The following is a 22,140-nucleotide window of genomic DNA, read 5'->3' as shown; positions in this document are numbered from 1 at the left end:
GCGAATTCCACACCCAACGTCGACGAGCCAGAAAAGATAGATGAGCTTTTTTCTTTATTATCAGAAAAAAAGGAGTGCTTTGATAGTCTTATAAGTTTATGTTTCTCCATATGCATTAACCAATATCCATCGGCTTTGATAGGCACCGCATTCGAGGCAGTGATTGACTGGTCTGAAAGTGATGACTTGGATTTTTCAGAAAAGTTGTTGGTTGCTGAACTGGATTACAGAGTCAATGGAAGTATAGAAAAAGCTAAAGAATGGTTTGAAAGTTTAGAACAGCCAAAGCTTTATAAACATGGCGTTCATGGCCAATGGAAGAACTTAAGTCCATTCGTAGATAGTATTCGCCTTAATAGACTACGAGCAGCTCTGGGACAATGTGTTGATCCTATTAAGGTGGTTCCAAATGAAAGCGAAGAAAAGTATACAGGAAACGTCTTATTTGAACGTGCTTTAGTGAGGTTTTCAAGCATTTGGGGACGAGGTTGGGCTGGAGAGAATCTGCTACCAAGCTTTATTGTACAAGAAATAAAGCCATCATTTGAATTGTTACGAAAGCATTATAATCAAACAAGGGATTGGATTGGGTGGTATGAGTTCGAATCAGCCGCTGTTGATTACTTTAACTTCGCAATAAGGGCTACTGCTCAACATGGACATGATTGTATTTTGGCTCTAGCCGATGCGTTTAGAAAAGATTGGGATAGACGTTATTGGCCGACTAGCTGGCGCAGAGAAATTACTTTCACTTTGTATAAGGAAGGGTATGGCAGGGATGATTTAGTTGACGTACTGGATCAAATCGAAAAAGAGATCCCAGGTTTTGACGAAATCCACTCCCAAATATCTGAGTACTATAAACTTTCTATAATGTGGTCAAAGATTGGTAAGCCAGATCGAGCGGCTAGCCTGTTACCAAAAATCTTCATGGGTTCTTTTGGAATATATCATAGGAAAGACAGGCAATTTTCCCATTGGGTATCGTGGTTAGGTAAGTTGATCAGTCAATATCCTGATTTAGCATACGGTGAAATATGTCGCTTTTCTTTGGCGTTAGTAAATTTGGAACAGTCGGGAAATGGTCGCGGCACGCAGGAGGCAGGACTTGATCTCATCACCATTACCACTCGTTGGAACCCGGGATATGGCTTAAAGCTCCTGAGGTGGTTATTCGCCCATAAAGGACTTGATTATGCTCCGGGCCTAGCAGGGTTGCTGTCTGGAATGCTTGATGGCTCTAGCCCGCCATTTAAAGAAATATCAGTGATGGCGAGAAAGCTACTGATCCCTTTCGAAGAGTACAATCCTTCTGACCTGCCTAAAAAACTAGTATCTCGGTGCTGCCAATCTTCTGATGATAGTGTGACGTATGAGATAAAAGAGCTTATTGCGTCTATCAATACACATTTATTACCTTCAAATCGTTACTCGTGGTTAGAGGGGGTAGCGCTTGGCGTCAGAGAAGCGGGGTTGGACAATAGTTTTTATGCATCAATGGCTATTTCTACCCCCCAAGAAAAGCATGTTACTCATGAGCCCTCTTTGTCATTAAATACCGGACAAAAACTTACAGTTGAAGATGCTCAGCTGAAAGTAAATTCTTTTGAAAGCCTTTTTCAGCTTCTTCGAACTGTTGAATCCGTTGATTATTTCCGCTGGATGAAATTAATTCAACCTTTTTTAAAAGGTATGAGTGTCCCTCAATTAGAGGAGCTCTATAAGTTATTAAAGCCAGTTAATCCTGATAGTAATGTCGTTTCTTGTATTGCTAGCGCATTGTCTTCACATGGTGAAGTGGATAAAGCAAACAGCTTATTAGAAGGTTTATTCGTTAACTCGGATGCCAAAGGTTGGGGTTTGCATTGGGATGGGGGTTCTAGGCAGTCGATATTTAGAGCCCTTGTTGAAATTGATGCTAAACAGTGGCGACCTAAAGCGCTAGCTTGCTTAGTTGATGATTATATTGGTGAATATAGGTAGCAAAGCAGTTTAATTTGGAACTTACCAGCAATTGTCGATATCCTCTTTGAGGATAAAGATATCCTGCCCATTTGGAAGGAAATCAAAGAACATGCATACCAGCTAGACGCTTTTGAAAAAGGTGATGAGAAACCACTGGGGCTGTTAGATGACATTGGCGAGAAAAAGGATGCTAGTTTACTCATTGAGTTTGCATTCGATATGCTTGATGTCGCTATTCCTGAATTAGGGGTTATGGCTCATCAGGCAATTGTTGATTTGGCTAAAATTGAAGCAAATTGGTCAGAAATTCTTAGGCAAGTAGCTCATAGAATAGACAAAATTGGGTTGACGCAGGTAAAAGTAGTGTCTTTGTTAAGTAGCCTGGCAAAGGATTTCAAAGGGCTTGTTCTTCAATTTGAGCAGGAAATATCTGCACTCTGTGCATCGGAAGACTTTAGTGTGAGGATGATTGCCTTGGATTTGTCTAGTAGGCTAGAAATCGAAGGTAGTCTACCTCCACATGAACGCTCAAAGTTACCTTTGATATACGAATTGGAGTTACCAGAAATAAGTAATAAAAAGGAAGCTATTCCTTTTTCAGCTATCCGCCCTGGGGAAACACTTCCTGATGTTGATGACCCGATTGAGTTGCTTAGGCCGTTGATGACTGAAGCGAAGCTTGTGGCTAAGTTCTCAAACGTACCGTTTGAGAACTTAGCCTACAGAGTTTGTGAGTTTAAGAAAACTTTGATTTCAGAGAATGAATGCAATAAGCAGGCTGAGGAAGTTTATAGAAATTGGTTGGAAGGGGTTGGACTCAAGCTGACTTATCATCGGCTGAGACCAAAAGTGGCAAAGCTAGCACTCTCTCATGTGGTATGCGAGTTGTTGGATGCAGGGCGAATACCTCCTCAAGGAGTTGATCTTCTGCGAGATATTTTCAAACGTAGTGATGAACTGTTATTGGAGCTTGAGCCCGCTATTAGACCTGAGTGTATTGTTGTACCGAAAGCAAAAGATCGAGATATATCTCATAAGCACGATGAATGGTTGGGAAATGTTGAACAAGGTATTACACAATTTGTTGATCGTATAGACACTGGAAAACAAATTATTGGTGAACTTACAACCTGGAGTTGGTTAGATTGGGATTTACCGACGGAAGTTCGTATGTCTACAGTCTGTCACCCTGAATGGAATGACGATGTAGAAGTTACCTCAGCTTATGCTTTCTTCCCAAGTATGATGTCTTGGTCTGCAATTGATTACCCTGAAATTACTGCTACCAGAGAACCATCACTGGTAATTTATGGTGCAGGTGCATACATCGATCATGGAGGCGTTGAGTGGTTAGCACTAAATCCATCTATTGGTTTGTTCCTGGGTTGGTCTGTTTCTGATGAAGGAGTGTTCTGCTGGATCAATGAGAAAGGGGATGTAATGGTTGAAAGCATCTACTGGAAAGATGGTCCTATTTCTCGACAACCACCTAAAATGGATGATATTTGTTCGAATGGATGGTTAGTCGTTGCCTCGCACGAAGCAATAGTCAGAATCCGAGAACACATTGGTGATGCAGTTAAGGCTAATGCTGTTGTGCGGAGTTATAGCCGTGGTACATATAATCCAATAACACAGAATATTCAGCGAAGAAATAGATGGTAAAAAGGGAAGAGGAAGCACTGTGCACACCTCGCGACCGCAATGGTTCTTTTGAATCCCTCTAAAGATAGGGGATTACCCAGCCAATCGGTTTTCTAGCAAATAGATCAATGACAACGGCAAGATAAGCCCAGCGGTTTCCTGTCAAGGTATACGCGACGTCGCCACACCAAACTCGGTTGAGTGCCTCAACATTAAACTGACGCTATAAGTGGTTCGGTAGCGATGTGCATGATGCCAGCAGGTAAAGTATTTAGCAGGATAATAACGGGTTGCTGGTTTCGCTGCATTGGTGGATGCGTTGCTGTTGAATGCCTCTCGCAGATTGAATAAGCTGCCTGCCGCTAAAAAGCCCTATTCAACCCTCCGCATCATCCCGAATCGCTATAAAAATGGCGTTTACGTGCCGCCTACGGCTCCGGGGTAACTTTATGGATGAACGCAAATGACGCTTGAGCATTTGGTGGCGAATTATGGCAGCTTCGGCTTGTTCGTGGGGGCGAGCTTGGAGGGCGAAGGCATCGCGATGCTTGGCGGCACCATGTCTCATCAGCACTTGATCGGCGTTTGGCCCGCTATCATCGCCCTGGCGTTGGGTTCTTTCGTGGCGGATCAATGTTCTTCCTGCTTGGGCATGGCGGGCGCAATAGCGCTATCGTTCGTTCGGTTCAGGGGAGCGCAGCGGGTGGGCGTGTAGTGACCACGTTCAACGCCCACCCGGACGTTTTCGCCTTCTCCTTGCGCTTCCTTTATGGGCTGCGCATGGCCGGTGCGGTTACGATTGGCACGACCGATTATCCTTGGCCACGATTTATCCTGCTCAATGCTATTTCGGCGTTGCTCTGGTCGGCCGCCTGGGTCACGCTCGGTTATATGTTTGGTCAGGCCCTTGCGCCACTGTTTGAGCGATTAATGCGGCCTTTCCCATTTTGTGTGGGCGGGTGTTGCCGTTGCCCTTTGCATCGCGGTAGTGGCCGTGATGGCTTCCAGGCGGAGACGAACTCAGCGCTTAACGATGCGCGATTGAGCTTGATGCCTCCGCCAGAAGCGGCATTACCCTTACGTTTGTGATTCAGCACGCGCTAGGCCGGTGAGCAACACTAGAGTCAGCGCTGCCATTCCACCGGTATAGGCGGTAAGCGGCCATGTCGCTGAAGTCTTGCAGCGCGCCACGCAGAGCGCAGTCTGGAATGCCCCAGCGCGTTGCGAAACGTTCGGCAAAGCGTGCCGTGACGATCATAACCAGGGCCACCGTCGCAAAGGCAACGCTTAGAAGGCTACTCCCGCTCATAGGGAGGCTCAGCGTGCTTGCCTTCTGCTGGACTTTGTTAACCCTCACCTGCACGTTTCTACGATATCTTGATGAGATTCTTTTCTTTGCTTCGGGATAACCCATGAAAATAGACCTCTACCAAGTAGATGCCTTTGCCTCAAAACCCTTTGAAGGCAACCCAGCGGCGGTGTGCCCGCTGGATGCATGGTTGGATGATGCGCTGCTGCAGGCCATTGCAGCGGAGAATAACCTGTCCGGAACCGCGTTTTTCGTACCCACGGAAGCGGGCTATCACCTGCGCTGGTTTACGCCTTCGGTGGAGGTAGATCTGTGCGGTCATGCCACCTTAGCGGCGGCCTGGGTGGTGTTCCATGCCTTGGCGTGGTGGCCGAGGTGGTGGCCTTTGAAACCAGAAGCGGTGTACTGACCGTTCGGCGTGAGGGCGATGTGCTGGTGATGGATTTTCCCGCAAAAACGCTCGCACCGCTAAACATGCACGCAGAGGTAGCCGCTGCCCTGGGCGGTATCGAAATCGAGGAACTGCTGATCTCGGATGACATTGTGGTGGTGGTCGAGGAGGCGAGTGTGATTGAACGCCTTGCACCGGATATGCAGCGGCTTAAGCAATTACCGGGGCGAGGTGTGGCCGTTACCGCGAAAGGCGATGACGTGGATGTTGTCTCTCGCTGGTTTGGCCCCAAGGTCGGCGTGGAAGAAGACCCGGTCACCGGCTCGGCGCATACGTCGCTCGCACCTTACTGGGCCGCGCGTTTGGGTAAGCAAGCGCTGACTGCCCGCCAGGGTGGCGCACGCCAAGGCGCGCTGAGCTGCGTGGTAGAAGGCGAGCGCGTGATGATTAAAGGCCGCGTTGCGCCTTATCTAATGGGGCAAATCACGCTGCCTGATAGCTAATGAGCATAGGCTATAGCGATGAGGCTCAGCGGGAGTATCAGGATTGAAAACAAATAAGTAAATAAGCACACCGTTCTTTTGCTTTATGAATCTGGTAATTTGTGGTCTATAGGTACACCAAATTTATATTTTTCAAAGTCGAGTGTGGTGAATTCTTTAGTTAAATGCTAATTTGTGTCCTATGAGTACACAAAATAAATCAATATTAAAGAATTTATTAGAAGCCATACCACCTGGGTTTATGGTGGATACCGCTTGGCTTGAACGACATGGCGTTAGCCGCTTTCTGGCACGTAAATACGTCGAAAATGGCTGGCTAGAGAGGGTTAACCGAGGCGTATTCCGGCGTCCTGCGCCCAGCACAGCCATCGATTGGAAAACCTGCCTGCTCTCCATGCATCACATCATGCGTTATGACATTCATATCGGTGGCACCACGGCACTCTCCTTGCAGGGGTATGATCATTATTTACGTTTGGGCAGCAATGCGCCTGTTTGGGTATACGGTCATACGATCCCTAGCTGGCTCAGCAAGCTACCACTTACCGCACACATCAAAATCCGCAACACGTTACTGTTTTCTGATTCATCGCTAGGGCTAGCTAATCAGAGAAACAATAATGAAGACGCACTGCCATGGGAGTGGGTGCTTACCATGTCGATGCCCGAAAGGGCGGTGATGGAAGCTATGGATGAGCTGCCCGACCACGAGAGCTTTCATCACCTCGATATGCTCTTTGAGAGCTTGACGACGTTACGACCAAAAGTGCTGTCCGTACTACTGCACAGTTGTAAGAAGATTAAGGTAAAGCGGCTATTCTTTGTCTTTGCGGATCGCCATGACCACCCTTGGCGCAAGCGTCTTGATGTCACCGCGTTCAACCTTGGCAGTGGCGATAGGGCACTCGTCAAAGGCGGTAAGATTCATCCTCGCTATCGTATTATGGTGCCTGCAGAATTTACGGGGGAGGGTGCTAGCGATGGCACGTGAGATTTATGAGGCGCAGGTTGCGCTACTAGTACGTATCCTTCCGTATGTTGCTAAGGAAGAGGTCTTCGCGCTCAAGGGCGGCACAGCGATAAACTTATTTTATCGTGATTTTCCCCGGTTATCGGTGGATATCGATCTGACCTATCTACCGATGAAAGATCGAAGTGACAGCCTTACCGATATCAACGAAGCAATGGATCGCATTGCGGAGTCTATTGAAGGCGGCATCGTTGGTGCCAAAACGCAACGTATAAAAGGCGGCGGTGGTGGAGCCACGCGTTTGCTGGCGCGTCTTGGTGGTGCGGAGATTAAAATTGAAACGTCACCCGTTGCACGTGGTGTTGTTCATGAGCCTCAAATGCGCTCAGTGTCCGATACTGTTGAGGATGATTTCGGCTACGCAGAAATGAGGATCGTTTCATTCGAGGACTTGTTTGGCGGAAAACTGCATGCCGCCTTAGATCGTCAACATCCGCGTGATCTTTATGATGTGAAGCTCCTTTACGATAACGAGGGCCTAACGGATGCTTTGTTTCGCACATTGTTGGTTTATATAGCGAGCTCTTCGCGCCCTTCACATGAGCTATTGAATCCAAACCTCATCGATCTTGATCAGCCTTATACACAAGAATTTGAGGGTATGACCAGAACTCCTGTTAGCCTCGCAGAACTGTTGAGCATACGTAAGCGATTGATTGCGGATATTCAGTCACGCTTTGATGAAAATACCAAACGCTTCTTACTGAGCCTGCATGACGGTCTACCGGATTTTGATGCCATCGGCCGCCCAGAAGCAGCCAATCTGCCTGCTGTACGCTGGAAACTCATCAACCTGAAAAAACTGAAAAGCGATAACGCCGCGAAACATGGTGAGCAACGCCATGAGCTGGAGCACTTGCGGGGATAAGAGGTGCAAATGGGGATGCGAAAGAGTCCGCCCGCCCCAGCCACCGTGTGCTTTACTATCTGCAATGCTTATTCACGGAGGAAGCACCCATGGCTATTGGCGGTTTAATAGGATTACTGGACGACGGTTCCGCATTGGCGAAGTTGACCGCAGCATCACTGGACGAGGTGAGCGCCGCCCCTGGTCGTGCGTCGGCAAACGCGGCCGGGGTGGTGGTGGATGATGCGGCGGTGACGCCGCAATATTTGCACGGGGTAGTGGCAGAGCGTGAGCTGGCGATTGTGAAGCAGATCGCGCTGGGCTCTATCCGCAACAAGCTGATTTTTATCCTACCGGCGGCGCTGCTGCTGAATCATTTTCTGCCCGGGCTACTGCCGATCATCCTGATGATGGGCGGCACCTACTTAGCTTTTGAGGGCGCGGAGAAGGTGTGGCATAAGCTCTCGGGCCAGCATGACGATGACAAGCCCGCGGTCGAAAAAGGGCCGGAGGCCGAGAAGAAGATCGTCAGTGGTGCCATCCGCACCGATCTAATTCTCTCTGCTGAAATTATGGTGATTGCGCTGGCGACGGTGTCTCATCAGGGGTTCTGGTCACAGCTAGCCAGCTTGGTGGTGGTGGCGTTTGTTATCACGATACTGGTGTATGGCGTGGTGGCGCTGCTGGTCAGGATGGACGATGTGGGCTTGAAACTCGCCCAGCGGGATTATTCGGGCGTACAGGCGCTGGGCCGGGGCTTGGTCACGGCCATGCCCAAGGTGCTGGCGACCATCTCGGTGGTGGGCACCATCGCCATGCTTTGGGTAGGTGGGCATATCTTGATGGTGACTTTGGGGGCCGAGGGAACGGGCTGGTTCAGCGCGCCCTATGAGTGGGTACACCATATTGAGCTAGGTATTCGCGAGGCCACCGGCTCTTTGGGCGGCACGTTGGGCTGGAGCTTTAATACGCTGTGTTCAGCGGTGATTGGCTTTTTGGTGGGCTCGGTGGTGGTGGGGGCGCTGCACCTCATTCCCACCAAGAAGGCGCATGCTGAGTAGGTGCGCGCCGCGAAGTAAGTATCAGGCATCTAAATGCCCGCCATCAAGGCGGGCATTTTTGTGAGATAGGGTGAAGGTATTTCCCGTGACCTTACTCTGCCAGCGCCGCTGAATATTGCTGACCGGCGCTTGTCCAGGCAATAACGGCCAAGCCTAAAGCGATCAGCGAAAGGATGGCACCCGCCCAGTTTGGAGAGGCCAAACCGAACCCGGCGGCAATCGTCGCGCCACCCACCCATGCTTGGATTGGATTACCGAGGTTGAACATGCCGATGTTCACTGATGCTGCCATGGTGGGCGCGCCTGCTTGGCTGGCACGGTCCATCACCAGTTTCTGGATCGGGGAGACGGTGGCGAAACCAAAGGCGGCCATCAGGAAGACAGAGGCCGAAGCCACAACGCCGTTCCCAACGCCCAGCCAGAAGACGAAAAGTACCGCCGCCTGCGCGGCAAGGGTCACAAACAGCGTTCCGAAAAGTGAACGGTCAGCAAAGCGACCACCTATCCAGTTGCCAACCGCCAGGCCCAGCCCGAACAAAACCATCAGTTTTGCCACACCGGTGTCGGTAAATCCTGCCTCTTCGACCATCATTGGGGCGATGTAGGTAATAGAGGTAAAGAAGGCGGCAGGGCCGAAGACGGTAATGCCCATGGCGAGCAGCACCTGGGGGTCTACGAAGGCACGTAGTTCACTCTTCAAGGCGATGGCCTTGCCCGCTTTGATCTGGGGAACTAGCAGCGCGATGCTGATGACGGTGATCAGACCGATCCCGGCGATCAACCAGAACACTAGCCTCCAGCTGTAGGTTTGCGCGAGCCAGGTGCCAGCAGGTACGCCAAACAGGTTGGCCATCGTGAGCCCAGAAAACATGAAGGCGATGGCACTTGCTTGACGGTCTTTCGCGACCAGCGAGGCGGCGATGATGGAGCCCATGCCGAAGAAAGTGCCATGGTTGAACGCCGTTAAAATACGGCCCGCCAGCGCGATGGGGAGCGTCGGCGCCACTGCCGTGATTACGTTACCTAGCGTGAAGATGAGGGCGAGGCTAATTAGCATCGTTTTACGTGGCACCTTGGCGCCTAGAATCGTCAGGATGGGCGCGCCCACGAACACGCCTAATGCGTAGGTGGTGGCCATTAAACCTGACGTGGGTATATCGACGCCGAAATCCCTGGCGATTTGGGGAAGGATGCCAGCGACAACAAATTCCGTCATTCCGATACCGAACGCGCCAATCGCTAACGCGAAAAGTGCTAATGGCATAATAGTGTCTCCGTATATGATATTTTCAATCGAATGTGGTTCGGTTATATTTATTTTATTGAAAATAATATTCGGAGGTAAAACGATAATGGCGCCGTCAGATAAAGAAACAGATGCTATTCGGCAGATAAAGCATCATCCGGCTGAACTTGATTCAATTGACCGAAAAATATTAGGAGCGCTCGCCGAAGATGCGTCGCGTAGCTACGCTGAACTCAGCAAAATCGTGCACCTATCCGCCCCCGCTGTGCATGATCGCGTTAAAAGGCTTAAGCGTGATGGAGTCATTAAGGGCACCGTCGCCATACTGGACGGCTGCAAGCTTGGCCGAACGCTGCTGACTTTCTTGCTGGTCGATACCAGCAGCTACAGCGCCACGCGCAAACTACTGGCCTTTGCTGACAGACCCGAAGTAGAAGAGCTGCACACCGTGGCTGGAGATGGTTGTGTGTTCATTAAAGTACGCGCGGCTAACACCGAATCTCTCGAAGACTTCCTGATGGAGATTCAGAGCCTTGAAGGTGTCAGGTCTGTTCGCAGCTACATTGCGCTTTCAACATTCCTGGAAAGAGGCCCATCGCCAGATTAGGTAGCCCGCTCAAGGTAAATGTAGTCGCGCTCAAGGGCAGCACGGCGATACACCTGTTCTATCGTGACCACTTCCCCAATGACTCTTGAGCCGAATAAAACGCTTATTCGGCTCATTTAGTGAGCCGAAAAGATTGTGAACACAGGATTGGGCGAATCCCTGACCGTATTCATGCCAGGGTGTACTTGCTATTGCTGACCATGGTGGTGATGGTTTTTGTGCGTTGAAGCGCCCACTCTTTCTAGGCAGATTTATTTGGCAGAACCATGGTGATATTTTGCTGTATGAATAAACAGTTTTTATGTTAAGGTTTACTTAACCTCTAATGGTGGGCGCGCTTGAGTCTCTCTTTTAGTATGGAAAGATGAGTACTGCTGGATTGACCACTGCTGAATTGAGTGCTGCTTGCTTGGGAGGTGCTTGTTTTGAAGTCGCAAAGCGCTTTATGTAAACCTGGGAGGCAGCACTCATGAATGATCAGCAAATACAGATATTCACCAGCGAAGATGGCCAAGCCCATCTAGAGGTAACGCTTGAGCAAGAGACCGTTTGGTTAAGCCAAGCGCAGATGGCAGAGCTGTTTAACACCAAGCGCCCTGCAATCACCAAACACTTAAGTAATATTTATAAAAGTGGAGAGCTGAATGAAGGCAGCACATGTTCCATTTTGGAACATATGGCTGAGCATGGGCAGCGATACCGCACCAAACACTACAATCTTGATGCCATTATTTCTGTTGGTTATCGGGTTAGCTCAAAGCGTGCCACCCATTTCCGAAAGTGGGCAACTCAAGTATTAAAAGACCATTTGGTGCAAGGCTATACTCTCAACCAGCGCCGTCTAACCGAGCGTGGCATAGAGTTTGAGCAAAACGGTGAATTTGCTCAGTCGAACCCTGACCAATCAAGGCTTGGTTTCAACAGAAGGCGAAGCGGTTGCTCGTGTGATTAGCGATTACGCTCGTTCCTGGAGCCTGCTGCAAGGTTACGACGAGCAACAATTGACCGAGCTAAACATTAAACAGCCCGGTATGCATTCACTTGAGTTGGAAGAAGCCCTGAAAGCCATTGGCGAGTTAAAACAGACCTTAATCGCTAAAGGCGAAGCAACCGAACTGTTTGGGCAGGTGCGGGGCGACGGTTTGACCTCAGCTCTTGCCACCATTGAGCAAGGCTTTGGCGACGAACTGTTTTACCCCAATGTGGCCACCCGAGCGGCGCACCTGCTTTATTTTGTGATCAAGAATCACCCTCTGGCCGATGGAAATAAGCGCTGTGGGTCGTTTCTGTTTCTATGGTACTTGCGACGCAACGCAGCTTTGCTAGCCCGGCCCGTTGAGCAACTGATCAACGACAATACGCTTGTCGCATTAGCGCTGTTAGTGGCTGAAAGCCTACCTGATCAGAAAACGTTGATGATTCGGCTGATTGAGCATTTCATACTGCTGAAAGACGAATGAAGCTATCAATAAGGCAGTGCTGAGATCTAATGCATGGCAGCGACCGCCGATTATTCAAGTAATCACGCCCTATGTGATTGAGTAGGCCAGCTCAACTCAAAACAAGAGCCACCCTCATCAGAGGGGGTGCATCTGGCCTCGCCATGGTGGGCTTTTGCAATCGCTGCCACTACCGCCAACCCTAGCCCGCTGCCTCGCTTGTCTCCCGGCGTACCATTTTCGGTGTCCCGCGCATGTCGGAACGCCGTGAAAATATGAGAAGCATCTTCCTGTGGTATGCCTGGGCCAGCGTCGTTAACACGCAAAACACACCAACTGGCATCCTGGCGCGTTTGGATGATGATGGGTCCTGGCGATGCATGCTGGCGAACGTTTTCAAGCAGCGCCAGCAACGCCTGACGAATACGGAAGGGGTCGCAATACGTAGCGCCAGACTGCAGATCAAGGATTGGATAATGCTGTGATGCATTCAGCGCATGTCGACAAAACTCAACGACGGATTCAATTTCAGCAGAAAGATCACATTCCTTGATCTCAATATTCAGATGACCGCTTTCAGCCAAGCTCACGGCGCGAAGGTCTTCAATCAGTTGTGCCATGCCGTCGATTTGAGTAAGCAGGCTTTGAAACTGTGCCGTTTTGGGTGGGAAGACACCCTCTGCCAAGCCTTGTAAACGTCCGCGCAAGATAGTCACCGGCGTACGTAGCTCATGGGCGATGGCCGCATTCCAAAACGCCATATCTTTGGACATTCGCTGCAATTGGTCGGCTAGCGCATTGAAGTCGTTGGCTAATACGGCGGCCTCGCCTAACGAGCGGTCACCGGTGGTGGCGCGTGCGTCCAGGTCGCCTTGCGCGACCCGACGAATACTTTCTGTGACGGAGTTGAGTGGCACCAGAATGCGACGCGCTAAGTGAATGCCCACTATCACGGGGAACGCTAGCCCAACTAACGTCGTGCCAGCGAGCCAAGCCCATTCGGGGCCTGTCGGGAACATGTTGGGATCGCTCACCGACCCTTCCCAAAAGTGGAAGGCAATGAAATAGAATACATAAGAGGCTGCCACGACGAACAGCGTAATCCCAAACGCCATCGCGGCCATGGTTAACGCGATGGTGCGGCTTAGCCCAATGAGTTTCATTCTGCCCCCCATAGGCGATACCCAACGCCGCGTATGCCCACGGGCATGCCTTTCACATCGACATCTTCCAGTTTTTTACGCAGCTTGCTGATATGGCTATCGACGGTGCGCTCAAGCGCCTCGCCTTCGGGTAAGCAAGCGGCCAACAGCTCGGCGCGGGTGAACACCTTTTTGGGCGCGCGGGCAAGGTGCGCTAACAACCTGAACTCAGTGAGCGTTAAAGCAAGGCTGCGCGAGTCTCCTCCCACCTCCGCAAAAGCTTCGTGTTGTTCCAGGTCGATCTCAAAGGGCGGCACCCGGAGAACCTGGGATTGATGGCCCGCATGCGCCATGGTGCGCCTTAACACTGCCTGCGCGCGAGCGACGACCTCGGCGGGGTTAAACGGTTTGACGACGTAGTCGTCGGCACCAAAACGCAGGCCCATCAGCTTATCAATGTCCTGATCCATCGCGGTCAACATGATGACGGGCGTCTCGCCACGGTGGCGAACCTCAGACAGCACCTGCCAACCGTCCAGTTTAGGCATTTTTACATCGAGTAAGACGAGGTCAGGCTTCATCGATAAATGCATGTCTAACGCTTTGCGTCCATCCTCTGCGTGGATGGTTCGCAGGCCCGCGCGTTTCAGATAAGCCTGCAGAATCTCAGCGATCTCAGGCTCGTCTTCGGCGATGAGAACCAGTGCGTGTAGGCCAGAAGAAACGCTTGGCGACGGGTGATGCGTGGACATGAGAGCGCCTAATGAAACATTCATTGTGTTCTCCATCATATCTACACATACCGTCGACAGGAATACCACGCACCAGCGATATAGTCCCCTTCAATTCTATAAGTAGGCAAATGTTTGCCAATGCCTGAAGGGACGATGCATGACGATCCGACATAGTTACCGCTATGGTGGCCTCTGTGCCTTACTGCTAAGCGTGTTAACCGCTTGCGGGCCTGTTGAGCAAGAAGCAGCGGCCCCGCCTGCTGCCCGCGTGTCTGTGGTGACCTTAGCGCCCATTACGTTGGAGCTGACCGAAGATTTGCCGGCCCGGGTGTTGCCTTTTCAAGTGGCAGAAATTCGCCCGCAGGTGAGCGGGATTGTGCAACGTCGCCTGTTTGAGCAGGGGACCGATGTAAGTGCAGGGCAGCCATTGTTCGACATCAATCCCGCGCCGTTTCGGGCGGAAGTGGAACGGCAGAAGCCGCTTTGCAGAAGGCTGAAGCCGAGCTTGCGCATGCACTTGCGCAGTCGGCTCGGTTGGAGTCGCTAGTCAGGGGGCAGTCGGTGAGCCGCCAGGCTTATGACGACGCCGTATCCAAACGTCAGCAGGCCGCTGCTGAGGTGGCCCAAGCGCGTGCCACGCTGTCGCGCCGCCGCCTTGACTTGGAATTCTCCACGGTGGCGTCTCCCATTGCTGGCCGAATTGATCAAGAGTTGGTCACGGTGGGAGCGCTGGTGACCAGCAGCGATAGCACGCCCATGGCCCGTGTTCAGCAGATCGATCAGGTCTATGTTGATGTTCGACGCTCGGCGTCCGCGCTGGCATCGCTGCAAGATGCGCTGGCGTCGCATCCCTCCCTAGATAGTGGCTTGCCGGTCACCATTCTTGGTAGCAACGGCACGCCCTACGAGGTCACCGGGCGTCTTCTGTTCTCGGGTATCAATGTGGAGGCCAGCACGGGCGACGTGTTGCTGCGAGTACTCGTAGACAACCCACATCGGCGCCTGCTGCCCGGTATGTTTGTGCGTGCTCGCGTGCCCTATGCACGCTATGACAACGCGTTGACGGTACCGCAGCAGTCTGTCGTGCGCATCGGCGGTAAGCCTTATGTTTGGGTGGTGGGTGCTGCGGAACAAGTAGACATGGTCGCTGTGCAGCTTGGCGAATTGGTGGAGGGCAGCTATCGCGTTCAGGACGGGTTAACTGAGGGGCAGCGGGTGGTCGTCGAGGGTATCGAGCGCCTGACGGAGGGGGCCGACGTCAGCGCGGTGGCTTGGCAAAGGTCATCGCCTCTTGAGGCTTCAGTGGCATCTTCTCACTAAGTGTCAGGAGTATCTGCAATGCCCCAGTTTTTTATTCATCGTCCCGTCTTCGCGTGGGTGGTTGCGCTGTTTATCATCCTCGCGGGTGTGATCGCGATCCCTAAGCTGCCGGTCGCTCACTACCCTTCGGTAGCGCCCTCTTCGGTGACCATCACCGCGACGTATCCCGGTGCCACGCCGCAGACCATGAACGACGCCGTGCTCAGCCTCATTGAACGAGAGCTCTCCAGCGTCAAGAACCTGCTGTACTTCGAATCGACCGCCGATGCGTCGGGGTCGGCCTCTGTCACCGCCACCTTCAAGCCCGGGACAAACCCGGAACTGGCACAGGTGGATGTGCAGAATCGGCTCAAGGCCGTCGAGCCCCGGTTACCCCAGGCGGTTCGTCAGGATGGTCTGAGCGTAGAGTCCGCGTCCTCCAGTTTTCTGATGATCGTGGGGCTGAGTTCCGAGGATGGGCGCTTTGATGAGATCGCCCTGAACGACTATATGGCGCGCAATATCGTCGAGGAGTTGCGCCGCATTGACGGCGTCGGGCGTGTTCAACTGTTCGGTGCTGAGCAGGCAATGCGCATCTGGATAGATCCTGAAAAGCTGATTGCTTTTGGCTTGTCGGTGAATGATCTCTCGACCGCGATCACGGAGCAGAACGCACCGATTGTGCCGGGCAGCATCGGCGCGTCTCCCTCCATGCCAGGCCAAAAAGTCACCTCGCTATTGACCGCGCAAGGGCAATTGAGCACGCCGGAAGAGTTCGCCGCTATCATCCTGTGCTCGAATGTCGACGGCTCTAACGTGGTGTTGGGCGATGTGGCGCGTGTTGAGCTGGGCGCCCAATCCTACGGCTTCTCCAATCGTGAGAATGGCCAGCCAGCAACGGCGGCGGCCATACAGCTGGCCCCCGGTGCCAATGCGGTGCGCACGGCGGAGGGCGTGCAGGCGCGTTTGGCTGAGCTAAACCAGGCGCTACCCGCGGGCATGAAATCATCGATCCCCTTTAATACGGCCCCGTTCGTTAAGGTTTCTATCGAAAAGGTCATCCATACCCTCATCGAGGCGATGGTACTGGTCTTCCTGGTGATGCTGCTGTTTCTACAGAACATCCGTTACACGCTGATTCCCGCGCTGGTCGCGCCGATTGCGTTGTTGGGAACCTTCACGGTGATGCTGCTGGCAGGTTTCTCAATCAACGTGCTGACGATGTTTGGCATGGTGTTGGCGATTGGCATCATCGTCGATGACGCTATCGTGGTGGTCGAAAACGTCGAGCGCATCATGGCGAAAGAAGGATTGTCGCCAAAGGACGCCACTATTAAAGCGATGAAGGAAATCACGGGCGCGGTGGTGGGTATCACTCTGGTACTGACGGTGGTGTTTATCCCGATGGCCTTCTCGAGTGGCTCAGTGGGTGTGATCTACCAGCAATTTGCGCTGGCAATGGTGGTTTCGATTCTGTTCTCGGCGTTTCTGGCGCTGTCGCTGACCCCGGCGCTATGCGCCACTCTTCTCAAGCCCATTAAGCTGGGGCACCACGATAAAGGCGGTTTCTTCGGTTGGTTCAACCGGGCACTTGCCCGTATGACTACCCGTTACGAATCGCGTGTTGGCAAGCTGGTCGCTCGCAGCGGGCGGGTCATGGTGGTGTTTGTGGTCATCGCAGGCGTGCTGGTGTTCGCATTCCGCCAGTTGCCTTCGGCCTTTCTGCCCGAAGAGGATCAAGGCTATTTCATGACCAGTATCCAGTTACCCGCCAATGCGACCACCGAGCGCACCTTGGATGTGGTCAAGGCGTATGAAGAGTACGTGATGGCGCGCCCTGCCGTAGACGGCAATATGTCCATTTTGGGCTTCGGGTTCTCAGGCTCCGGCGAGAATACAGCGCTGGCGTTCACCACGTTAAAGGAGTGGGGGAAGCGCGACGGTGCCACGGCGGCGAGTGAAGCGGAAGGAGCTCAGGCAGCCATGAGTCAATTGAACGAAGGGACGGTGATGAGTATGTTGCCGCCGGCCATTGATGAATTGGGCACCAAGTCCGGCTTTACGATGTTCTTGCAGGATCGACGCAACCAGGGGCCGGCCGCCCTTAAGGCTGCCGAGACAACGCTGCTTGAATTGGCAGCGCAGAGCAAGGTAGTCAGCGACGTCTATTCCGACGGCCTTCCGGCAGGGGCGAGCATTCGTCTTGACATCGATCGCCAGAAAGCCGAAGCGCTTGGAGTGTCGTTCGCCAACATTAGCGAAATCCTGTCTACCGCGATGGGGTCGTCCTACATCAACGATTTCCCGAATGAGGGCCGGATGCAGCAGGTGATTATGCAAGCGGATGAGTCGGCACGCATGCAGGTGGACGACGTGCTCAAGCTGCATGTGCTTAATAGCCGGGGAGGCATGGTATCGCTCTCAGAGGTGGTGACGCCGGTGTGGGACGAAACACCGCTACAAATGGTGCGCTACCTGGGCTATGCCGCCGCCAGTATTTCCGGCAGCGCGGCGGCGGGGGCTTCCACCGGTGAAGCGATGGCGGAGATGGAGCGTCTAGCGCAGCAGCTTCCGCCCGGTTTCGCCGTGGCCTGGACGGGGCAGTCCCTTCAGGAGCGCCAGTCCGCTGCCCAGGCGCCCATGCTGGTGGCGCTATCTATCCTGGCGGTGTTTCTGGTGTTAGCCGCGCTCTATGAGAGCTGGACCATTCCGCTGTCGGTCATCCTGGTGGTGCCGTTGGGGCTGCTGGGGGCGGTGGCCGCTATGCTGCTGCGTGACCTGCCGAACGATGTGTTCTTTAAAGTGGGGATGGTCACCGTGATCGGGCTGTCGGCGAAAAATGCAATTCTGATTGTTGAGTTTGCAAAACAGTTGCGTGAGCAAGGGAAGGGGCTGATGGAGGCTGCAGTGGAAGCCGCCAGCCTGCGCCTGCGCCCGATTCTGATGACCTCACTCGCTTTCGGTTTAGGGGTGGTGCCTTTGATGGTGGCGTTTGGCGCCAGCGCCAAACCACCCAGCATGCGATAGGCACGGGTGTTTTCGGCGGCATGGTCAGCGGAACGCTGCTGGTGATTCTCTTCGTCCCGGTGTTCTTCGTTTTCGTGATGGGCCTTCAGGAGCGTGTTAAGGGCTGGCGAGCCAAAAATGACGAAGCGCTTTGATGAGCCAAACGCAGGGGTCTCACGCAACGGTTATCGCGTACCATGGTGGCACACTCACTGCCGAGGCCCCTTGCCATGACACGCGTTGCTATCTTCGTGGATACCCAGAACGTCTATTCCACCGTGCGCGAGGCCTACGGCAAACACTTCGATTCCCGCCGTTTCTGGGCCCAGGCAACGGCCAACCGGGAGGTGGTGGCCGCCCGCTGCTATGCCATCGATAAAGGCGACGCTAAGCAGCGTGAGTTCCAGAATATCCTCCGCGCGATTGGTTTCGATGTCCGGCTCAAGCCTTTCATCCAGCGCGCGGATGGCTCCGCCAAGGGCGACTGGGACGTGGGCATCGCCCTCGATGCCATCGAATACGCCGAGAAAGCGGATGTGGTAGTGCTGGTCTCCGGCGATGGCGACTTCGATCTGTTAGCCCAGAAAATTCGCGAGGTGCATGGTAAGCGCGTTGAGGTATACGGTGTGCCCCAGCTCACCGCTGCCTCGCTCATTAACGCCGCGAGCGAGTTCATCCCCATCGAGCGTGATCTGCTGCTGGGGTGAATGAGTAGCGAAAGAGGTTTGAGCCGAATATAGAGGCTATTCGGCTCAACAGGTGAGCCGAATAGAAAGGCGACCTTACGCCTCTTCGATGCCATCCACCAAGAAGACGCGGTAGTCGGCGCCCTGGAAGCGGTGTTTGGGGAGTTCTTGGTAGGCGGGGCTTTGGTACCAAGCGCGGGCGGCGGCCATGTCGGGGAAGCGCAGAATCACAGCGCCTTCCATCGCGCTGCCTTCCAGCACTTCAAAATCGCCGTAAAACGCCAGCGGTTGCGGGTCGTGGCCTTCGCGGGCGGCTTTGGCTTTTTCGCTGTAGCGCTGCATTTCTTCGCTGTTGTGGGTGTGTTCACGGGTCAGAACGATATAAGCGGGCATTCCTTTCTCCTAGCGCAATATAAAAAGTCGCTAAAGCATACCACCGTCATGAAGCGCTGCCATATGACGCGTGACTATGGGATTAATTGGCTTTAGTAGGGTCGTCCGATTCTATAACGATCTCTGCTTCGGCTATGTGTTCAAGCTGGCGGTTCTCTAGCGCGGCGAGGGCGATGGTGTAGCAATCGTCGATATGACTATTGCCCATGTACTTCATGGCGGGAAGCTGATGCCGCCTGCCACGGCGCTGCCGATGAGCCGCACGTATTTGGAGGCGCCTTTCGCCGCCACCCGCACGCCCATTTTACTCAGTAGGGAGATGATCAGGGTCTGGGTGATGTATTTGCCCGCCCTTTTGCTGCCGGTGTTGGAGATGGCGGTCATCACGAACAGCTTGCTGTCGGTATCCAGGCCGCCGATCTGTTCCGGCGTCAGCCCAAACTGGCTGTTAATTTTGGGGATGATGCGCATCAAAATCGCGACGTCTGAGCCGATATCCAGTCCCGGTACGGGAATAATCGCGGTGCCTGCGGAAAGGCTGGCGCTTTTGGTGACCATCGTTTGGCACGACTTTTTAATGGCGTCGAGTTCTTCCCTTGTCTCAATCATGTACTGCTCCTTTTAACGATGGAATCTCATCACCCTAGCCGAGGGCTGCCTGGAAGGCGAGTGTATCGCTCTGACCCTAACGAAAATATGGCTCAAAAGGAAAGGGCGACCTTAGTGGGCCGCCCTGTATTCCAACGTTATTGCGTATCTAGAAGGTTTGCCAGTCTGCCTCTAACTCAGCGCGGTCACGCTTTGCTATCTGCTTAAGATACGTTGGGTTGGCAGGTGTGTATTGGTTCGCCATTGTGGTCGTCAACACTGTAAATTTGGCGGTAATATCTGCCAGCTGCCGTGCCTGATCCTCTAGTGAAGCAGCCGCGCTGCTAGATTCTTCTACAAGCGCCGCATTTTGCTGTGTGACTGAATCGATTTGTGAAACCGCAATGTTCACCTGATCAATACCGCGGCTTTGCTCTTCAGACGCTTGGGTGATTTCTGCCATCAGGGCAGAGACTTTGCTAACGCTCTCGGCTAGATCGCGAATGGTTACACCACTTTTCTGCGCTTGGCCCGAGCATTCAATGGTTTTAGCGCGGCTGACTTCCAGCATAGAGCGGATCTGACTGGCAGACTGCGAACTGCGGCTGGCCAACTGGCGCACCTCATTGGCTACCACGGCGAAGCCACGGCCTTGCTCACCCGCACGTGCCGCTTCTACCGAGGCGTTCAGTGCCAGCAGGTTGGTTTGGAAGGCGATGCCATCAATAATGCCCACGATCTCACCCATTTTGGTGGCGTTATCTTCCAGTTCGCGCATCATCGCCAGCATCTGCTCACCCTCTTCAGCAGAAGTGTGGGCGGTTTTCGCTGCGCCAGAGGTGATTTTATTGGCCTCTGCAGCGTTATCGGCGTTCAGTTTGACAGTAGCGGTTAGCTCATCCAAACTAGCTGCGGTTTCTTGCAACGCGGATGCTTGCTCTTCGGTACGAGAAGAGAGGTCTTGGGTGCCTATAGAGATTTCATTTGTGCCCGTGAATAAGTTGTCGCTGTTGATTTTCAGCATTTGGACAATATCTGTCAGCTGAGATTGCATCTCTTTTAAGCCGTTTAGCAACACCCCTATCTCATTGCGCCCAAGCTGGTGGATGGTCTGTGTTAAGTCACCTTTTGCAATGGCGGTAAGATAGTCAACGGTTGCGTTGATGGGGTTGATAATCGCTCTCACAATACCATACGAGCAGCGACGACCATGGCTAAGGCAAGTGCAACAATAAGAATGGTGGCTATGAGAGAGATACGGCTATTTCTTTCATCGTTTGTTAATATTTCTGTGGTTCTTGTCTCAGTCAGCAGTACAAAATCCCGCACAACTGTTTGAAACTCTCTTCTGGCATTCATTACTTGAAGCCATTCCGAATTTGCGGCATTCAAGGTAGTCGCTTGTAGAACGTTGTTCAGCTGTAGGGTGTAAGTTTGGTAAATCCGATTAGCTTCTGAGGCAAGCGTTTCCCGTTCGCTTCCTGGAGGTGGTGCAATGGAATTAAACTCTTCTATACGCCGTTGAGCTGCCTCTAGTGAGGCTTCTGCTTCTTGTTTCCAGCGGTTTACTTCACTGGTGTTTTCGTCATCCTCCCATGCCTTGAGATACTCGCGGGTGCTGCCATTGGCCTGAGTGAGGTTGGCCTCAGTACGGTTAATGGCATTCATCTGCACAACACCAACGTCGGCAATTTCATGCAGTGAGTTAGAGCCGTTCTTGTTAATGACAATACTCAGTGCAGAAAGCAGGAGCATAAACAAAACCAAAGTTGCCATAACGATGGTTAACGTTTTTTTGATTGACAGGTTGTGAATGATTTTTCCCATTGTAGTCCCTTTGCTATGTGCAGGTTGGCCTTAGAGGTATTGGAGTAAGTGATTATGCTTCTTATTTGATTTTTATTTGCTAAAGTGGTGTTCCCATTGAAGAAAGATTGTAACCACTTACTAAGACTGAGTAACTACAGCATTGTAAACTAATGTTAAATGGGAGGCAGAAAAATGATTTATGTCAATTTCTTAGGGAGGAGCGTTGTTCAACTATTTCAGCTGCTTTTTTTGTGTATGAGCAATGGGAATTTTAAAAATTGTTAAAAACTGTCAAGTATGTAGTAACTACTTAGTAAGTAGTTACGGGAAAAATTGCAGAAGACCTCAGGGTATTTCGGTATTTTGCATGACTTTAATACCTTTTTTTGAATATTTTTAGACCAATTTTTTAGGCTCTTCGGCGTTGGGTGTGGAATTCGC

22 protein-coding genes and 3 pseudogenes are annotated in these 22,140 nt (G+C 52.3%); 15 read left to right on the top strand and 10 right to left on the bottom strand.

Going from position 1 to position 22,140, the window contains the following annotated elements:
• Both B4967_RS18280 and B4967_RS18275 read left to right on the top strand, forming a co-directional pair.
• A partial coding sequence (locus tag B4967_RS18280; protein ID WP_207953596.1) for a hypothetical protein occupies nt 1-1,983 on the top strand: 1,983 nt, incomplete at its 5' end.
• A gap of 201 nt (nt 1,984-2,184) precedes the next feature.
• The gene (locus B4967_RS18275) at nt 2,185-3,630 is read left to right on the top strand and encodes a hypothetical protein (RefSeq protein ID WP_139794436.1); all 1,446 of its coding nucleotides are present in this window, start codon (nt 2,185-2,187) and stop codon (nt 3,628-3,630) included.
• Nucleotides 3,631-3,694: 64 nt separating this feature from the next.
• Here B4967_RS18275 and B4967_RS17805 read toward each other — a convergent pair.
• A pseudogene (locus B4967_RS17805) lies at nt 3,695-3,832 on the bottom strand (DDE-type integrase/transposase/recombinase); the annotation flags it as partial.
• 240 nt (nt 3,833-4,072) lie between these two features.
• Here B4967_RS17805 and B4967_RS18030 point away from each other — a divergent pair.
• Complete coding sequence (locus tag B4967_RS18030) at nt 4,073-4,324, top strand: hypothetical protein (RefSeq protein ID WP_083024449.1); 252 nt, start codon at nt 4,073-4,075, stop codon at nt 4,322-4,324.
• A complete protein-coding gene (locus B4967_RS07315; protein WP_083024447.1) occupies nt 4,324-4,698 on the top strand; it encodes a hypothetical protein in 375 nt (124 codons plus the stop codon). Before B4967_RS18030 ends, B4967_RS07315 begins: the two co-directional genes overlap by 1 nt.
• A 1-nt stretch (nt 4,699) precedes the next feature.
• On the opposite strand, the gene B4967_RS21270 is transcribed toward B4967_RS07315, so the two are convergent.
• Nucleotides 4,700-4,918, bottom strand: a complete 219-nt coding sequence (locus tag B4967_RS21270; protein WP_083024445.1) for a hypothetical protein — start codon at nt 4,916-4,918, stop codon at nt 4,700-4,702.
• 103 nt (nt 4,919-5,021) lie between these two features.
• Here B4967_RS21270 and B4967_RS07305 point away from each other — a divergent pair.
• From B4967_RS07305 to B4967_RS07290, 4 genes and pseudogenes are all read left to right on the top strand, one after another.
• Nucleotides 5,022-5,812, top strand: a pseudogene (locus B4967_RS07305) (PhzF family phenazine biosynthesis protein).
• Between the two features lie 181 nt (nt 5,813-5,993).
• The gene (locus B4967_RS07300) at nt 5,994-6,803 is read left to right on the top strand and encodes a type IV toxin-antitoxin system AbiEi family antitoxin domain-containing protein (RefSeq protein WP_083024443.1); all 810 of its coding nucleotides are present in this window, start codon (nt 5,994-5,996) and stop codon (nt 6,801-6,803) included.
• Nucleotides 6,793-7,710 (top strand): nucleotidyl transferase AbiEii/AbiGii toxin family protein, encoded by a 918-nt coding sequence (locus tag B4967_RS07295; RefSeq protein ID WP_083024442.1) that lies wholly within the window; start codon nt 6,793-6,795, stop codon nt 7,708-7,710. Before B4967_RS07300 ends, B4967_RS07295 begins: the two co-directional genes overlap by 11 nt.
• An 89-nt stretch (nt 7,711-7,799) precedes the next feature.
• Entirely contained in the window at nt 7,800-8,750 is a 951-nt protein-coding gene (locus tag B4967_RS07290; protein WP_083024440.1) for a DUF808 domain-containing protein, read from the top strand.
• A gap of 91 nt (nt 8,751-8,841) precedes the next feature.
• On the opposite strand, the gene B4967_RS07285 is transcribed toward B4967_RS07290, so the two are convergent.
• Nucleotides 8,842-10,014, bottom strand: a complete 1,173-nt coding sequence (locus B4967_RS07285; protein ID WP_083024438.1) for an MFS transporter — start codon at nt 10,012-10,014, stop codon at nt 8,842-8,844.
• A gap of 88 nt (nt 10,015-10,102) precedes the next feature.
• Here B4967_RS07285 and B4967_RS07280 point away from each other — a divergent pair, with 88 nt between their 5' ends.
• From B4967_RS07280 to B4967_RS18985, 3 genes are all read left to right on the top strand, one after another.
• Complete coding sequence (locus B4967_RS07280; RefSeq protein WP_083024437.1) at nt 10,103-10,603, top strand: Lrp/AsnC family transcriptional regulator; 501 nt, start codon at nt 10,103-10,105, stop codon at nt 10,601-10,603.
• 469 nt (nt 10,604-11,072) lie between these two features.
• Nucleotides 11,073-11,555 (top strand): virulence RhuM family protein, encoded by a 483-nt coding sequence (locus B4967_RS18990; RefSeq protein ID WP_243470390.1) that lies wholly within the window; start codon nt 11,073-11,075, stop codon nt 11,553-11,555.
• Nucleotides 11,548-12,063 (top strand): type II toxin-antitoxin system death-on-curing family toxin, encoded by a 516-nt coding sequence (locus B4967_RS18985; protein WP_243470389.1) that lies wholly within the window; start codon nt 11,548-11,550, stop codon nt 12,061-12,063. The genes B4967_RS18990 and B4967_RS18985 overlap by 8 nt, the downstream gene beginning before the upstream one ends.
• A gap of 62 nt (nt 12,064-12,125) precedes the next feature.
• On the opposite strand, the gene B4967_RS07270 is transcribed toward B4967_RS18985, so the two are convergent.
• Nucleotides 12,126-13,205 (bottom strand): ATP-binding protein, encoded by a 1,080-nt coding sequence (locus B4967_RS07270; protein WP_083024435.1) that lies wholly within the window; start codon nt 13,203-13,205, stop codon nt 12,126-12,128.
• Nucleotides 13,202-13,936: a response regulator gene (locus tag B4967_RS07265; RefSeq protein WP_083024450.1), complete on the bottom strand. Its 735-nt coding sequence runs from the start codon at nt 13,934-13,936 to the stop codon at nt 13,202-13,204. The genes B4967_RS07270 and B4967_RS07265 overlap by 4 nt, the downstream gene beginning before the upstream one ends.
• 139 nt (nt 13,937-14,075) lie before the next feature.
• Between B4967_RS07265 and B4967_RS18980 the strand changes: the two genes are divergently transcribed.
• The 4 genes and pseudogenes from B4967_RS18980 to B4967_RS07250 all read left to right on the top strand — a co-directional run bounded on the left by B4967_RS18980 (nt 14,076) and on the right by B4967_RS07250 (nt 18,930).
• Nucleotides 14,076-14,465, top strand: coding sequence for a hypothetical protein (locus B4967_RS18980; protein ID WP_243470388.1), 390 nt, complete (start codon nt 14,076-14,078; stop codon nt 14,463-14,465).
• On the top strand, nt 14,402-15,238 hold the full coding sequence (locus B4967_RS07260) for an efflux RND transporter periplasmic adaptor subunit (RefSeq protein WP_243470387.1): 837 nt from the start codon (nt 14,402-14,404) through the stop codon (nt 15,236-15,238). The genes B4967_RS18980 and B4967_RS07260 overlap by 64 nt, the downstream gene beginning before the upstream one ends.
• A gap of 18 nt (nt 15,239-15,256) precedes the next feature.
• Nucleotides 15,257-18,378: pseudogene (locus tag B4967_RS07255) on the top strand (multidrug efflux RND transporter permease subunit).
• Nucleotides 18,379-18,453: 75 nt separating this feature from the next.
• Nucleotides 18,454-18,930, top strand: coding sequence for an NYN domain-containing protein (locus B4967_RS07250; RefSeq protein ID WP_083024433.1), 477 nt, complete (start codon nt 18,454-18,456; stop codon nt 18,928-18,930).
• Nucleotides 18,931-19,005: 75 nt separating this feature from the next.
• On the opposite strand, the gene B4967_RS07245 is transcribed toward B4967_RS07250, so the two are convergent.
• The 5 genes from B4967_RS07245 to B4967_RS07230 all read right to left on the bottom strand — a co-directional run bounded on the left by B4967_RS07245 (nt 19,006) and on the right by B4967_RS07230 (nt 21,717).
• A complete protein-coding gene (locus B4967_RS07245) occupies nt 19,006-19,302 on the bottom strand; it encodes a DUF1330 domain-containing protein (protein ID WP_083024432.1) in 297 nt (98 codons plus the stop codon).
• A gap of 82 nt (nt 19,303-19,384) precedes the next feature.
• On the bottom strand, nt 19,385-19,510 hold the full coding sequence (locus tag B4967_RS20200; RefSeq protein ID WP_279384671.1) for a hypothetical protein: 126 nt from the start codon (nt 19,508-19,510) through the stop codon (nt 19,385-19,387).
• 5 nt (nt 19,511-19,515) lie between these two features.
• Nucleotides 19,516-19,911: a hypothetical protein gene (locus B4967_RS07240; protein WP_243470386.1), complete on the bottom strand. Its 396-nt coding sequence runs from the start codon at nt 19,909-19,911 to the stop codon at nt 19,516-19,518.
• A gap of 148 nt (nt 19,912-20,059) precedes the next feature.
• On the bottom strand, nt 20,060-21,076 hold the full coding sequence (locus tag B4967_RS07235) for a methyl-accepting chemotaxis protein (RefSeq protein ID WP_083024430.1): 1,017 nt from the start codon (nt 21,074-21,076) through the stop codon (nt 20,060-20,062).
• On the bottom strand, nt 21,073-21,717 hold the full coding sequence (locus B4967_RS07230; RefSeq protein WP_083024428.1) for a Tar ligand binding domain-containing protein: 645 nt from the start codon (nt 21,715-21,717) through the stop codon (nt 21,073-21,075). The genes B4967_RS07235 and B4967_RS07230 overlap by 4 nt, the downstream gene beginning before the upstream one ends.
• Nucleotides 21,718-22,140: the final 423 nt, after the last annotated feature.

This window comes from Vreelandella lionensis, from assembly GCF_002087295.1.
GTDB classification, from domain to species: domain Bacteria; phylum Pseudomonadota; class Gammaproteobacteria; order Pseudomonadales; family Halomonadaceae; genus Vreelandella; species Vreelandella lionensis.
This window is presented reverse-complemented; position numbering and strand designations above follow the sequence as displayed.